The organism is Kribbella sp. NPDC056345 (genome assembly GCF_042262745.1).
Taxonomy (GTDB): domain Bacteria; phylum Actinomycetota; class Actinomycetes; order Propionibacteriales; family Kribbellaceae; genus Kribbella.
This window is the reverse complement of record NZ_JBHJQQ010000010.1, coordinates 23,359-37,714: the sequence shown is the minus strand read 5'-3', so window position 1 is coordinate 37,714 and position 14,356 is coordinate 23,359. Positions and strand designations below refer to the sequence as shown.

Below are 14,356 nucleotides of genomic sequence, written 5' to 3'. Positions count from 1 at the left end.
GCGCAGTTCCTCCGGGTGCGCCTGGCGAAGCTGGCGCCCCGTTCCCCCACGGAACAGACGGTTGCTGATTCGGCTGCTGCTTCAGCGAGTCGTCGGCGCGCGGCACCGGGGACCGCGCTTCATTCGACTCAATCCGGTGAGGCTCGCTCCCGGCGGGCTCGACAGGATCTTGTGCGCTGCTCATGTACCGCCTCAGTGGTTGGACTCAGTAAAGCGACACATGGACATGATCGTAATGACCGCCTGTCGCGTTGCTCGGATCGTAGACACCGCCGCCGTTGTAAGGCTTCCACTGCCCTGTGCGTGCACTCCAAATTCTTCCGTACCAGATCAAGTAGCGGACCCCCGTCGTGCCCGCGGTTTGAATGGTCCAGTTCGCAATCCGATCGCCCTTGGATCGCGCCGCAGCTGAGCTGCGCGCGTCAGCCCCCACGAACAAGTCGCAGGCCTTCCCCTTCGGATGGTCACTGGTTGGATTCCACAAGTGCGCGTCCCAGCAGCTCATCGGCGGATTCGCAAGAGCGGCACGTGCCTGAGCGACCCAAGCAGCCGTTCGCTGGGTGACCAATCCGCCAGTGCCAGTTGGATCTGTGACACTGGCCGTCTGGGGTGGCCAGACGCCGTTGATCGGTCGGCCCGCAATCAGGCCCGCGCCGTCTTCGCAATCGTCCAGGGAGACCTGCTGCTCCGCACCGACAGTTGGTTTCGTCCCCACTCGGCCGGCGTAAGGATCACCGGAACGCTCAAGGTCAATACCCGCTTCGGTCGCAATCTGCTTCGCGGTGCGCTCGTGTCGGGCATACGCATTCGGAAACGCGGAGACCTGAACTGCCTGAGCGGCTTCGGTGTACGACATCGTGGGCCATCCGTCGATATCGACGAGGCCCGGGGGATCAGGTGCCTCGGCTCCACCGAAGAAGGCTTCGGCCGCGTATGTCGGATCCAAGATCTCCGCGACGGTACCCCACCCTGCCGATGGCCGTTGCTGGAACAAGCCGACCGAGTCCCGGTCTCCGTAGTCGATGTTCTCCAGCTGAGACTCCTGCAGCGCAGTCATCAACGCGACAAGCGTCGCGCGGCCGGGTAGTCCGCGCGCAACAGCAACGCCGTCGATGATCTTCGCGAAGGCGATCTGTCGTTGGCGGGTCGGTGCATCCGCCGGCGGATCGTCGGCCCTGAAGTTCCCGATGACGGGACAGCTGGAGATGTAGTGGTCACCGCCGGCTCCGAACGGAACGATCATCACGAGACCCATCAGGCCGACGACCGCCATCGCCCCCAGGGCCTTGAGTCCAACCGCCTTTCCGGCCGAGGCGCCGAAGATGCCACCGATGCCTGGCTCCATGAACATCAGTCCCCCTCCTTGATCACGGGCCGGTTCCGCCGTTGAGATCGCTGATCACCCACTTGGTTCCTTCCGGAACCAAGGTGATCAGCAGCGGAAGGACAATCCGGTTCGGTCGCTTGCCCGTGACGTCGATCGTGATCGATACGAGTCGGCTGATCCGGGTGGGGGTGTCGACCGGGGAGGTGTCCGGGCGCGGCGGTCCGATCTGAACGGCCACTACTTTCGACTTTCCTCCGTCGGCCTTGAGCGCGTCGTAGGTCGAGTCTCCCTCGGCTAGAAGGGTTTCACCGAGTTGCGTCGTGATGTACGGCGCCGCCTTGTCGATCAGATTCGTGTAGGTCTCCGACGATGGGTCGCGTTGGTAGAAGAGCCTGGACCAGGTGTTGATCGTTTCTTCCGCAGATGCCCCTGCCGACGCCGGTGGACGTTCGGTCAGGATCGGCGGCGTCGAGTTCGTCAAGGTGGGCGGTGACGACGGAGCAGCCGTGGGCTGTGGCGGGACGGAAGAGTTCGCACCTGGTTGCGCGGGCGGAGTCAGGAGACCAACGTTTCCCCGCGCAGGTTCGTCGCCCCGGAGCAGGCGCGGCAATCCGCCACCCAGACCGAGGATCACGATCGCGAGGATCACGATCGCAACGACGACTGTGACAGGGCTCGTCGGTTCCGCCTGCCGCTGCTCCCGCAGCCAAGCATTCCGCTGCGCCTGGTCATCCCGACGCCAGGTCCGCTTTGCCCGACGCCGCTCACGACGATTCAGCTCGTCGATGTCGTCCGGGTACTCATAGCTGGTCCGAACGACGTCGCGCCAGCTCTCCGGTTGATCCGGTTGACGCCGGCCACTGGACCTGTCGTCCTCAGCGTCGCGGTCCGACGAATCCTTGCCTCGTCTCATCGGCTCGTCACCTACGGTTCGGCACCATGACCGTCACACCGTCCTTGGTGACGCTCGTGTACTCCCGGAAACTGCGGCTCCCTGTCGTCTGTGGCTTGCGCCGATCACGGGCTATCTTGGGCGGCCCGTCGCGGAGGCTAGCCGAGTGGGTATGCATTCTTGGCTCGAATCTGCTGTGCGAGGCAGGCCTTGCCTCCTTCTTCGCATGCCGCGCCTGCCGCGAATCGGAGGTGTTCGGTCCGCCGCCTGAACTGGTTGCCTGCCCTGTGGAAGCTCCACTCAGGCCCACAGTTACCGTCCTCCGACGATCCGACGATCCAGCGGTGCTCGGCGCGGCCTGAAGTTGTCCTGCTGCAACGGCCCGCGCCTGCTCCTTGGCACTCGCGCCCAGTCCCTCTTTGCGCGCACCCACGCCCGAGGCGTTCCCCGATGCAGGCTCAATTGCTCGCCGCTCGCGGGACCCGATCTCATGTGCAGGGGCTTGCCGGGCACTGAGGACCCTAAGATTGGACCCCAGGGCCGGTGCCTGGCGGAACAGTCGAACCGACGACGCTCGTTGGGCTTGAACTTCTTGCGCTCCCCCGCGACCAGCTCTCTCGGCCACCGACGGACTGGCCGCTCGACTTCCAACTGCACCCATGATTCGCCGGACAGCTGACATCGCGCCCCGACGAGCCAGGCCTCCCATGACCAGGCTTCCCATCCCAGGTCGCATCATCGAACTCATGCTTTCGAACATGCGTCTTAGCCGGAAGCCCGCGATCAGCACCGCAATCGCCAGGCCACTCACCGGGAGCCAACCGAGAGTGTCCGTAAGGCTGAAGACCGCAGTGACCAACGCCAGAGTGGTCGAGAAGACCAACAGGGCAAGGATCGACTGCAATACCAACCCCAGCAACGCCTCGAACCAGTTCATCCCCCATTGCCGAGTTCGCCCGGGAATCGCCCACAGACAAGTGAAGAGCACTCCGACGACAAGAAGAATCATGCAGCCGATGAACGCCATCAGTGCAGTGAAAGCCAGCGAGATCGTGAGGAACGCGAACAACGTGGCGGCGATCGCGCCGAGTGTCAGCACACCAACTCTGCCGAAGGGCTGGTCACCCTTGGCCCATTTCACGGTCGGCGCGTCTCCGCCACCTTCGGCTTTGCTGATCTCGTTGTCGATGTAGCTCTTGCGTGCGTCCCCGTCAGTTCCCTTGTCCAGAATGGCTTTGCCGTAACGCTGGCAGGCAGCCAGCGAGCCGAACTCGGCCACGCACCACGGCGTTGCCGCAAACGCACGCCAGGTTGCGTCACCGGATTTTCGCAAGAGTGTGTCGCGCTTCGTTCCGGAGAAGCCAGGCTCGGGCCACTCGATCGGCACTTTCGACGTCCCACCGAGCACCTCGGTCGAGGTACCGACGACGGCGTCCGACCCCACCTGCCGGGCGCCATCGACACCGTTCAGCCAGATATTCGGAGAAGCTGCGAAGCTGATCGCTAAGAGGCCGGCTGCGAACACCCAGACAAGCTGACCCATTGCGCTGCCACTCGCTTTCCGCTGTGCATAGGCCGCGATCGCACCGAATGCGAGCGCCGAAGGCAACAGCCAGCCAGCAAGTTGCGTGTTCACGAGGCCGATCGCCGAAGATGCCGTGTCCGTTAGCGGCTTGATATCGGTAAACGAGAACAACCACCACCCGACCGAGATCGCCGCCCTGGTGATGGCAACGATGTACAGCATCACCATGTGCGCATATCCGTTGAAGACAGCCTCCATCGGGTCACGCAGGCTGGTCTCGAAATCCAGACCGTAGACCGTGGGGCTGTATTGCTCGAACAGCGTCCGGCTGTCGCCGTGAGTCAGATCAGGCGTCGGCAGCAGATCACCGAATCCCGTGGGATTGGTGGGCCCTTGCGGGTCGGCTGCCAGAGCTACCTGAGCGGTGACTACGACAGACACACAGACGACAGTGAGCGCAGCACGAAGACGGCGTGCCCACCTCATGCGACGTGCTCCTTGCCCTTGGGCGGGTGTTGGGGCTCGGTGTCGGCGTAGGCGGGTGACATGGCTTCGTTGTAGGCGGCTTCGTCTGCTTCTTGGTCGTAGACGTCGTCGGGGCCTATGGGGGCTTCGTGGCGGGTTGGGGGGTGGTGGCCGTTGGTGGGGGCGGGGGGTGGGGGTGGGGTGTCTAGGGGGGTGGAGACGGCTGTGGGGTCCGGGGCGGGGGTGGGCTCCACGGCGGGGGTGGGATCTACGGCGGGGGTGGGGGGTGGTTCTGGGTGGGTGGTGTGGGCTTCGGATTGGGCTGTGGCGGTGGCGGCGGGGGCTGGGAGGTCTTGGGGGTCTTCGTCGTCGGCGAAGGGGTCGGCGGGGGTGGGGTCGGCGGGGAGGGCGGGGGCGGGGGTGTTGGCGTGTTCGGATTCGGGGGTGGTGCGGAGGAGGGCGGCTACCTGCTGGCTGGGGATGTCGATCTGGACGGTGGCTACTTCGTCCCAGCGGTCGCGCATGATGCAGTGGCCGTGGCGGATGGATTTGCCGTTGGCTGCGGTGTTGATGCCTCGGACGAGGGTTTGGTAGGGGGCTGTTTGGGGGCGGCCCAGCAGTTCGAGGAGGGAGTCGACCTGTTCGCGGGAGCGGAGGCTGAAGGCGAAGAGGGTGGTGATCTGCTCGACGAGGCCGGGGAGTTTGAGGATCGAGGCCGGGTCCTGGGTGTCGAGGACCAGGGAGGCGCCGAGGGCTCGGCCGACGCGGGCGATGTAGTCGAGGAAGGAGGCGCCGTCGGGCGTCTTCGTCAGGAGGTGGACCTCGGGGACGATGACGACCTTGGAGCGGCCGCGGAACTCGCGGCGGCCGGTGGTGCGGACCATCCAGGCGAGGCAGCCGCGGAGGCAGGCCATGCCGACGCGTTCGATCGGGGACCAGGACTCGGGGGCCGACTCGGGGGACGGCAGGGTGAGGCCGGGCATCTGGACGACCCAGAGGCCTGGGTTGGTGGTCAGGGAGGAGAGGCCTGAGGGTGGGCCGGCGACTACCGAACCGAGGCCGGTCTCGACGAGGTCGCGGAGGGCGAAGCCGACGGTGCGGATGGTTTCGGAGTCGGAGTTGCAGAGGCGCTGGATGACGCCCCACGACGAGGGGTCGGGTGACTGGATCTCGGCGCGGGTGGCGGCCATCACGGGGGCTTCGGCGGCGCCACGGAGGTGTGGCGGGAGCAGGAGCATCAGCTGGGACGGCGCCTGCAGGAGGGCGTCGTCGACCGGGAGGACGCGGAGCAGGTCCGCGGCGCCGGAGAACTGGGCGGTGATCTCGATGACCGCGGTCGGTACGCCGTACTCCGCGGCGACGGCCGATACGCCGGCCGCGTCGCCCTTCAGATCCAGCAGAGGGACCCAGGCGCCGGCGAAGGCGGAGTCGAGGCCGCCGAGCATGGCGGCGGTCGTCTTGCCTCGGCCGGAGCGGCCGAGGAAGAGGGTCGTGGTCGCGTCGCCCAGGGCCGAACCGGCCGCGGCGTCGAAACGCACGAGACCTGGTGTGGAACCGGTCAGGTAGCCGATCGCGGGACCGGTCGCGTCACCGATCGACGCACCGCCCCAGAACCAGGAGCCGAAGAAGGCGGTCGACTCGCGGACGTGGCCGAGGTCGGGGACGCGGAGCTGGTCGCCGGGGAGCGATTCGAGCCACAGGTCGCGCTGCTCGTCGGCGCCGGGGGCGACGGTGATGCCGCGGTCGGCGTAGTGCGCGATGACGGCGTCGACGTACGCCTCGAGGTCCTCGCGGGTGTCCGCGCTGACCAGTAGGCGGGGGTGGTCCTCGACCAGGGTGAGGCCGCTGCGGTTGATGTCGCGCTTGACCTCGCGCATCACGCGCTCGGTCTCGACGATCTCGTCGGCGGTCTCCTCCGCGGTGCCCTTGGCGGCCGAACGGCGCTGCTCCTTGGCACTCTTGCGGGTCTCGTCGACGAGGTGCCGGGCGGTCTTCTTGGTGAGTACGCGGAAGCGGACCGAGGCCTCGACGGTCACGTCGATCTCGTCGCCGTCGTCGTCGATCGCCTTGATCTCCGACAGCGTCCGCAGCCACTCCCCCGGGCCCGGGGTCTCGAGCTCCTCGGGGAAGTCGGTCATCGCGAGGACAGTCGTGTACGCCGCGATCTGGCCGCGCGAGTCGAAGATGCGCAGGTGATCGGTGTACGGCACGACGCGGCCTGAGGTGAGCCGGGCCAGCGAGGCGCCGGTGATCAGACCGCGACGGGGTGCGGCCACGGCGCCGCGGTGCATCTCGCGGCTGATCAGCCAGGAGATGACCTCGGCCGGCGCGGTGTGTGCACGCCACACGGTCGAGCCGAGCTGCCGGCCGAGCTTGCGGACCCGCTCGTCCAGGTGCGCGAGCTCACGCGCGCTGACCCGCCAGGACGTCGTACCGAGGGCGTCGCTGATCGAGCCGCGGACCTGCGCGGTCGCGCGGGGGTCGCGGTCACTGAGGTGTACGCCGAGGGCGACGTACCGCTCGGGCATCCGCATCTCGTCGATCCGGTCGGCCCGGGTCTGTGCCCAGGCCTCGTGGTCGCCGAGCCGGTAGTGGCCGGCCACGGAGTCGATGTAGTCCTGGCCGGTGGAACGGCCCCAGACCACCTTCAGGTGACTGAGCCGGTCGCCGAGGATGGTCGCGGCGGCACTCACCGCGGCGTCCAGGGCGGCGTCCTGCTCGGCCTCGGTGGCCAGGTCGGTGTTCGCCACCGAGATCAGGAACCATGCCTCGGCGCTGCGTTCGGTGACGAGCAGTCCGTCGGCGATGGCCACCAGCCGGGGCGGCGGCAGGCCGCGCTCGCGGCCGACGCCCACCAGGTTCAGGAGCTTGTCAGCGATCTTCATTCGTGCCCCTCGTTAACCAATCGGCTGCCTGACGACGTCCTGCGACTGACCTTCCGAACGTGGTCCGCCCCGAGCAGGCGGGCACGCTGGTTCACGGTGATGTCCGCACCCGCGCGGACCATCGGATCCAGCTCCACCACGACATCGCGTTCCCACTCCGGGGTCACCCTGGCCTTCGCCAGGTTGGCCACCTTCTGGGTCGCGACGCGCTCACGCCATGGCAGGTACTCCGTCTTGTCCGCCGCCCGGGCGCCGAGTCCGATGATCGGGCGGTGTGCGCGCAGCGCGTAGCGGACGGCCAGCGCCCACTCGGTGACGCGGCGGCGGCGTTCGTGGAACTTGCCGGGGCGCCAGCCGAACGCCGTGATCACGAACGGCGGTACGACGTACAGGCTGACGGTGCCCTTCTGGGGCACCCCGACGAACGGGAACAGCAGCGCGATCCAGGCCAGGATGATCACCGCACCGAAGATGATCATCCGGCGTCGCGCGCCTTCTCCGAGGTCGATCCCGAGCAGGTCGTACTGCCGGGTCTCGATCTCGAAGTGGTGGGTCAGGGTACGGCCGACGCGCATCAATTACCCCCGGAGAGCAATCCCCAGAAGCCCTTCAGCACATTGATGGTCTGGTTGTTCGCATAGATCAGCCCCCCGACCAGGACACCGGCGGCGATGTGACCGAACAGCTCGCCCCACTCCCGCTTGAAGTAGTGCCCGATCGCGCGCAGGACCAGGATGGCGATGAAGATGTTGCCCGCGATGACCAGGACCCAGTCCTTGAAATCCGCGCCGGTCGGGACATTGGCTCCTGCCAGTGGCGCGACGAGCTGAACCACGCTCGCAGCCAGTTCGTGCGTCGTCATTGCGGTGTCTCCCTTGGTGCCTCGGTCGTCCGACGGCGGGTTGCTGTGGTCATCCGACGGCGGCCACTTGCCATCGTTGTGCTCCGTCCGTGGCGACAGTACGCCGTAACGTGAGCGTGTACGTCTGGTCGAGGGTGGTGTCTCCCACCCCGTCCCAGGTGACGGCAGCGGTCGCCCGCCGCTCGTCGTCGTTACCCGTGTAGACCTGCCAGTCCTTCAGCTCGCCGAACTTCACGGCGCCGTTCAGACTGCGGATGGTCGAGCCGGGGGCGGTCACGGCCGACACCTTGTTGTCGGACTCGGCATACGCGCTGAAGAACGCTTCGGCGTCCTTGTTCGTTGCAGCCGTCAGCACGTCGTCCGGTACGCCGGCCTCGGGCATGTTCTCCGGCAGTGCTGCCCGGCCGTCCGGTACGAAGGTCGGCGGGCCACTGGCCACCACCCTGGCCGCGGTCCGGGCGACCGGGACGGACAACCGCTGCCAGACGAACTGGCCGGCGGTCATCACCCTGCCCTTCAGGTAGTACGTCTGGACCCGCACCCGTACGTCGACCTTGGCGACCACGCCACCCGGATCGACCTTGACCTCGCCGGGGTAGGCGGTGACCGCGATCTGCTTGCCGCGTCCGTTCCACCCCGCGCGGCTGTCCAGGCCGGCGGCCAGGTCGAGCCCGACCTGAGCCGGACGCGCCTCCGGGTTCGCCTCGTCCCAGGTCAGGTAGGAGATCGCGTACCGCGTCGCGATCGCGCGGGCGTCCTCGACCGGGTAGCTGTTCTGGCTGCCGACCACGGTGTCGGGTGTCCGGTTCGGGCTGACCCAGGACCGGATGCCGCTGATCGCCGCGAGCAGCAGGACCGCGACCACCAGGCCGCGGAAGAAACGTCGCGCCCAGGTCGAGAACGACGACTCGGGCTCAGTGGCCCAAGGGGTCTGCCCGGGCTCCAGCGGCTCCCGGACGGGACCAGGGGCCGCGTGAGCGCCGTGGGGCGACCGCTGCCGCAGCCGCTCGGGCGTGCGCTGACCAGGAGCGGCTCCATGCCGCTGCTCACTAGGCGCCGGTTGCTGACCTGGCTGTGGGTGACCTTGCACCGGCTGACCGGGCTGCTGCCCGCCGGGACGACGAGGCGGAGCCATCACTCCGCCGGGCGGCGGAGGAGTCTGGGGTGCGGCGTACTGCGCGGCTACACCCTGTGCCTGGCGAGGCGTGGGTGACACCGGGCCATCGGGGTGGGCCCACCACTCCGGTGCGGTGTTCTGTGGGCGTCCACGGCCGGCCTTCTTCGGCCGCCGCTGGTCCGACCAGTGTTCACCTTTTGGCGGCAGATTCAGCACTGTTCGCCACCAACTCATCGCTACCCGCCCCTCAGACAGCAGTTACGCGGACAGTAGCCGGGAGAATACGGCAAGCAACTGTCCACCGGGAGACCTGAGACCAGGATCCGGATGCTCCATCGCTCCCCGCAGCCTTACTGTTACCCCAGTTGCGGGCAGTGTCACCCTCGAACGCCAAGCGTGACACCTTCGGTACCGTCGCCATAGCTCCTCTCTCATTTCCCACGTCATCGATCGGGCAGCGCACACCATGCCACACCGCTCGGACAGATTCGAAAATCCGTGCGAACAACATGGTAAAAGACCGCATCAACTGATCACGCATAGTAACCGATCCGCGGACCGGCCTGTGGAAAACTCTCCCGTGGCGAGGGGTCAAAACAAACATGTCCTGGCATAGGGTCGGAGTACCCCTGCTACCCCTGGAGGACCAGGATGGAAACTCGCCGACTCGGCCGGCTCGGCCACCAGAGCTCGGTGCTGATCTTCGGCGCCGCTTCACTCGGCAGCGTCGACCAGGACCGGGCCGACGCCTCGATCCAGGAGGCGCTGGACGCCGGGATCAACCACTTCGACGTCGCCGCCGACTACGGTGACGCGGAGCTGCGCCTCGGCCCGCGGATGCCGGAGATCCGGGACCGGATCTTCCTCGCCACCAAGACCGGCCGCCGGACGGCGGAAGAGGCGTGGAGCGAGATCAATCGTTCGCTGGAACGGTTACAGACCGATCATGTCGATCTGATCCAGATGCATGCGGTCTGTGATCTGGAGAACCTCGACCTCGTCACCGGCAAGGGCGGCTCGCTCGAGGCCGCGATCCGGGCCAAGGAGGAGGGCCTGGTGTCGGCCATCGGAATCACCGGCCACACCGCCCAGGCCCCCGCCGTACATCTCGAGGGCCTGCGCCGGTTCGACTTCGACAGCGTGCTCACCCCGCTCAACTACCACCTTTCGACGGACCCGCAGTACGCCGCGGACTACGCCGAGCTGGTGGCCGCCGTACAGGCTTCGGACGTGGCCCTGATGACGATCAAGATGATCGCCCGGCGGGGCTGGCGCGAGGGCGAGGAGAAGACGTACGACACCTGGTACCGGCCGTTCGACGAGCAGCGGTACGTGACGGCGGCCACCGCCTGGCTGCTGAACGGGCACCCGGAGATCACCGGCCTGGCAACCGCGGGTGAGACTCGGTTGCTCCAGCAGATGATCGTCGCGGAGCGCGAGCGGGCCGACCTGTCCGCCGAGGATGCGGCCTCCATCCTCCAGGAGGTCCAGGACTACGCTTCCCCGTTCATCGACATGCCGATCTGAGCGCCGGGAACACTCGCGGGTGGTTCGGTGTTGAAGCGCGTGTAGTCATCTAACTTCGGAGGTCGTAGTGGCAACGGTCGAGCTGTCCCAGGAGAACTTCGACGAGGTCGTGAGTGGTGAGGGCCTCGTCCTGGTCGACTTCTGGGCGGAGTGGTGCGGTCCGTGCAAGATGTTCGGGCCCGTGTTCGAGAAGTCGTCCGAGGAGCACACCGACATCAAGTTCGGGAAGGTGGACACGGAGGCGCAGGTCGAGCTGGCCCAGGCCTTCCAGATCCAGTCCATCCCGACCTTGATGGCCGTCCGCGACGGTGTGGTCCTCTACTCGCAGCCGGGTGCCCTGCCGGCGCCGGCGCTGGAGGACCTGATCAAGCAGCTGCGCGCCGTGGACATGGAAGAGGTCCGCGCCCAGATCGCCGCGCACGAGGCCGAGCACGGCACCGAGCCGCACACGCACTGACGTCAGCAAAGACAGAAGCCCCGGGCAGGTGTCCGGGGCTTCTGTCGTTGATGGGAGCGGGCCCTGGGCAGGAGATCAACGGCCAGGGCCCGCTCCAGGTGCTGACCGTTGCGCTGGAGTGAACCCTGGTGGTTGCCGGGCGGGTGAGGTTGCCGTCCGGAAGCGGTTCACTTCGACTGCCGCAAGAGGTGTGGTCAGTACCGGGCGAAGGGACCGATCGACGCCGGTCCCTTCTGGGAAGGACTTCAGCGCAAGGGGTCGAACGGGGCGAGCTCGGCCGGGGTGCGGCCGGTGGTGATGGTCTCGGCCAGCAGCTGGCCGGTGATCGGGCCGAGCGTGATGCCCCACATGCCGTGCCCGCCGGCGGCGTACACCCGTGGCGATGCGGTGGCACCGATGATCGGCAGGCCGTCCGGGGTACAGGGCCGCGGGCCGACCCACTCGAACGTCCGGGCGTCCAGGTCGGCGTCCCGGAGCAGCGGCCGGGCCGCCTCCACGATGGCGTTGATCCGGCGCGGGTCGAGCTTCGCCTCCGGCTTGCGGAACTCCATCATGCCCGCCACGCGCAGGCGGTCACCGAGCGGCGTACAGGCGACCCGCTGGGCCGGGAAGTAGACCGGGCCGGCCGGTACGTGGGCGATCGGGACGCTGAAGCTGTAGCCACGACCAGCCTGTACGACGGTCTTCACGCCGAAGTCCTTGGCCAGATCGGTCAGCCACGCGCCGGTGGCCATCACGACCGCGTCGAACGGGTCGGTCTCGCCGTCACCGGTGATCAGGCGGACGCCGCGGATCTCGTCCACGATGTCCTTGACCACGACGCCGGTGATGATCTGGCCGCCGCGGGCGACGACCGAGTCGGCCAGCAGCTGGACGTACTCACCGGGGTTGATGAAGCGCTGGCCGTGCAGCCGGATCGCCGCACCGATCTCGTCGGACAGCGACGGCTCGATCTCGCGGGCGTCGTCACCGGTGATCGCTTCGAACTCGATGCCCTGCCCGGCGGCGTGGATCTGCTCGATCTCCTCGAGCAGCACGCTGCGCTCGGCCTCGGTCCGGTACGCCGCCAGGAAGGACTTGGCCTCGTAGGTCTGCGCCTCGACCCCGGCCTTGGCCAGGAAGTCGAAGGCCGGCAGCGCCTGGCGGTTGATCGGGACCAGCGAGTCCATCGCGGTCTTCCAGCGTCCGGCGGTGCTGTTGCGAGCGAAGCGGGTGAGGAAATTGAGGAGCCGCGGGCTCGCGGTCGGCGGAACGTACACCGGTGAGGAGGGGCTCAGCACCGCGCGGACGCCGTACTTGAGGACTGCCGGCTCCGGCAGCGGGGTGGCCAGGCCGGGCGTCAGCCAGCCGGCGTTACCCCAGGATGCGCCGGCGGCGACGCCTTCACGGTCGAGCACGGTGACCTCGACGCCGGCCTCCTGGAGGAACCAGGCGGTGGCCAGACCGACCATGCCCGCGCCGACGACAGCGACGCGATCGGGGACGATGTGAGTGGAGCCAGTAGCGACCATGTATCGATGGTGCGGCCGCTGGAGACAGCTGTCATGGTGCGATCACACCATTCGCGGGACAAATGACTGTGCTCAGCGCACAATAACCTCATGATCACCGCGCCTGACCTGATCGTCGCCGTCGGTCCTGCCCTGTTCGAGGTGGTGGTGACCGGCAAGGGAGACAGCGAGGTCCGGGACGTCTTTCTGGCGGATCCGCAGGAGCCTGCCACCGGTCATCCGGGCGACCTGGTTCTCGGACTCGGACTGCGCAATGCCGAGGACGCCGTGGAGTTCGTGGAGCGCTGCGCGGCCGGAAACGCCTCTGGGGTTGTTCTGCGTACGACGCTCGCCCGCGACCCGGCCGTAGTCTCGGCGGCCGAGCGGTGGTTGCTCACGCTGGTCGCACTGCAGCCGAGCGTGGCCTGGGCACACGTGGTGTGGCTGCTGCGCGGTGTCCTCGACCGAGCGGCCGCACCGGACTCCCCCGTGGCCGGGGACGCCGGCGTACACCAGGAGCTGTTCGCACTGGCGGACGCGGCCAGGGCGATCGTGGACGCGCCGGTGACCATCGAGGACAACCAGTCGCGGGTGCTGGCGTACTCCTCTGGTCAGGACTTCACCGACCCCGCCCGGGTCTCCACCATCGTCGGCCGTCGGGTCCCGCCGGAGGTGATCGCGCACTTCCGGGCCAGAGGGGTGTTCAGACGGCTCGCGCGGTCCAGCGAACCGTTCCTGGTGCCCGAAGGTCCGAACGGGATCCGTCCGCGCCTCATCGTGCCGGTGCGCGCCGGCGGCGAGTGGCTGGGCTCCATCTGGGCTGTGGTGAACGGTCCGGTCAGTGACGAGGTGATGGCCGAGCTCAGCAACGCCGCTTCCGTACTGGCGCTGCACCTGCTACGTCTGCGAGCCCAGGCCGATGTCGCCCGGCGCAGTGCGATCGACAGGCTCCGGACTGTGCTCCGACAGTTCTCACCGGACAATCCGCTCGACGTGCGCCTTCCACCGCGACCATGGCGGGTTGTCGCACTCTCCTCACCTGAGGGGTACGACGTACCGCAGCAGCTCGACCTGTGGGAGTCGACCGGGCGTCGGCACGGCTGGAGCGACCCGCACCTCGCTGACCTGGACGGGACTGTCCTTGCGGTCGTGACCGATACCGAAGGGCCAGGGTCGTGGCCCTGGTTGGCCAAGCTGGTCGCGGACCATGCGAAGGGCTCTATTGCTGCAGCCGGCGGTCCCGCCCGCGGACCGGCCGATCTGCCGAGCTCCCGGGCCGAGGCGGTCGAGCTGCTCGGCCTTATACGGCGTGGGGTCGCGCCTGGGCCGGTGTTGCGGGTGGAGGAGGCGTGGCACGTGCTGACCGTGCATCGGGCGGTGCTGTCGCTGGATGTGAACAAGATGGACGGTCCGCTCGCGACGCTGCTGCGGCACGACATCCAGCACGACACCGGGTTCGTCGAAACCTTGCAGGCGTGGCTGGAGTATCCGGGGCAGCCGCAGCGGGCAGCTCGGGAACTGCATCTGCACACCAACACCCTGCGGCACCGGATGAAGCGGATCGGCGAGATCGCCGCGCTCGACCTGAGTGATCCACTCGAACGACTGGCATTACAACTGCAGATCGCAGCCGTCCGGACCGAGCATTGAGCACTGAGATCTACGCCACAGGCTCATGTAACAAGGCTTCATTTACCGGCAATGGTTGAGCAACATCCGGCTGACAGAGTCTTCCTTGTCGCTGATCGAGCTCTTCACCAGGGAGCTCGAGGAGTGACCGGGGTTGGACTCTTCACCAGGGAGCCCAAA

11 protein-coding genes are annotated in these 14,356 nt (G+C 67.5%); 3 read left to right on the top strand and 8 right to left on the bottom strand.

All coding sequences use genetic code 11. The features are described 5' to 3' along the window. Window positions 1-205: 205 nt before the first annotated feature. The 7 genes from ACFCV3_RS30840 to ACFCV3_RS30810 are packed head-to-tail and all read right to left on the bottom strand — an operon-like array spanning window position 206 to window position 9,091. Entirely contained in the window at window positions 206-1,351 is a 1,146-nt protein-coding gene (locus ACFCV3_RS30840) for a hypothetical protein (RefSeq protein WP_376035782.1), read from the bottom strand. A 16-nt stretch (window positions 1,352-1,367) separates the two neighbouring features. Then, entirely contained in the window at window positions 1,368-2,240 is an 873-nt protein-coding gene (locus ACFCV3_RS30835; RefSeq protein WP_376035780.1) for a hypothetical protein, read from the bottom strand. A 7-nt stretch (window positions 2,241-2,247) separates the two neighbouring features. Continuing rightward, window positions 2,248-4,185 carry a hypothetical protein gene (locus ACFCV3_RS30830; protein WP_376035778.1) on the bottom strand — a complete coding sequence of 646 codons (1,938 nt, stop codon included), beginning with the start codon at window positions 4,183-4,185 and terminating at the stop codon, window positions 2,248-2,250. Window positions 4,186-4,226: 41 nt separating this feature from the next. Then, window positions 4,227-7,094 carry an ATP-binding protein gene (locus ACFCV3_RS30825; RefSeq protein WP_376035776.1) on the bottom strand — a complete coding sequence of 956 codons (2,868 nt, stop codon included), beginning with the start codon at window positions 7,092-7,094 and terminating at the stop codon, window positions 4,227-4,229. After that, on the bottom strand, window positions 7,091-7,669 hold the full coding sequence (locus tag ACFCV3_RS30820) for a hypothetical protein (RefSeq protein ID WP_376035774.1): 579 nt from the start codon (window positions 7,667-7,669) through the stop codon (window positions 7,091-7,093). Before ACFCV3_RS30820 ends, ACFCV3_RS30825 begins: the two co-directional genes overlap by 4 nt. Further along, on the bottom strand, window positions 7,669-7,956 hold the full coding sequence (locus ACFCV3_RS30815; RefSeq protein WP_376035773.1) for a hypothetical protein: 288 nt from the start codon (window positions 7,954-7,956) through the stop codon (window positions 7,669-7,671). Before ACFCV3_RS30815 ends, ACFCV3_RS30820 begins: the two co-directional genes overlap by 1 nt. 49 nt (window positions 7,957-8,005) lie before the next feature. Then, window positions 8,006-9,091 (bottom strand): conjugal transfer protein, encoded by a 1,086-nt coding sequence (locus ACFCV3_RS30810; protein ID WP_376035771.1) that lies wholly within the window; start codon window positions 9,089-9,091, stop codon window positions 8,006-8,008. A gap of 633 nt (window positions 9,092-9,724) precedes the next feature. On the opposite strand from ACFCV3_RS30810, the gene ACFCV3_RS30805 reads away from it, so the two are divergent. Next, entirely contained in the window at window positions 9,725-10,600 is an 876-nt protein-coding gene (locus ACFCV3_RS30805; protein WP_376035769.1) for an aldo/keto reductase, read from the top strand. Between the two features lie 67 nt (window positions 10,601-10,667). Then, complete coding sequence (trxA, locus tag ACFCV3_RS30800) at window positions 10,668-11,057, top strand: thioredoxin (protein ID WP_344153778.1); 390 nt, start codon at window positions 10,668-10,670, stop codon at window positions 11,055-11,057. Window positions 11,058-11,302: 245 nt separating this feature from the next. On the opposite strand, the gene ACFCV3_RS30795 is transcribed toward trxA, so the two are convergent. After that, a complete protein-coding gene (locus ACFCV3_RS30795) occupies window positions 11,303-12,568 on the bottom strand; it encodes an NAD(P)/FAD-dependent oxidoreductase (RefSeq protein ID WP_376035767.1) in 1,266 nt (421 codons plus the stop codon). Window positions 12,569-12,658: 90 nt separating this feature from the next. Between ACFCV3_RS30795 and ACFCV3_RS30790 the strand changes: the two genes are divergently transcribed. Next, entirely contained in the window at window positions 12,659-14,197 is a 1,539-nt protein-coding gene (locus ACFCV3_RS30790; RefSeq protein WP_376035765.1) for a helix-turn-helix domain-containing protein, read from the top strand. Window positions 14,198-14,356 lie beyond the last annotated feature (159 nt).

Coding starts and splice junctions, on each gene's coding strand:
- ACFCV3_RS30840 (WP_376035782.1), bottom strand. CDS start 1,351: ATGTTCATGGAGCCAGGCATCGGTGGCATCTTCGGCGCCTCGGCCGGA.
- ACFCV3_RS30835 (WP_376035780.1), bottom strand. CDS start 2,240: ATGAGACGAGGCAAGGATTCGTCGGACCGCGACGCTGAGGACGACAGG.
- ACFCV3_RS30825 (WP_376035776.1), bottom strand. CDS start 7,094: ATGAAGATCGCTGACAAGCTCCTGAACCTGGTGGGCGTCGGCCGCGAG.
- ACFCV3_RS30820 (WP_376035774.1), bottom strand. CDS start 7,669: ATGCGCGTCGGCCGTACCCTGACCCACCACTTCGAGATCGAGACCCGG.
- ACFCV3_RS30815 (WP_376035773.1), bottom strand. CDS start 7,956: ATGACGACGCACGAACTGGCTGCGAGCGTGGTTCAGCTCGTCGCGCCA.
- ACFCV3_RS30810 (WP_376035771.1), bottom strand. CDS start 9,091: ATGGCTCCGCCTCGTCGTCCCGGCGGGCAGCAGCCCGGTCAGCCGGTG.
- ACFCV3_RS30805 (WP_376035769.1), top strand. CDS start 9,725: ATGGAAACTCGCCGACTCGGCCGGCTCGGCCACCAGAGCTCGGTGCTG.
- ACFCV3_RS30795 (WP_376035767.1), bottom strand. CDS start 12,568: ATGGTCGCTACTGGCTCCACTCACATCGTCCCCGATCGCGTCGCTGTC.
- ACFCV3_RS30790 (WP_376035765.1), top strand. CDS start 12,659: ATGATCACCGCGCCTGACCTGATCGTCGCCGTCGGTCCTGCCCTGTTC.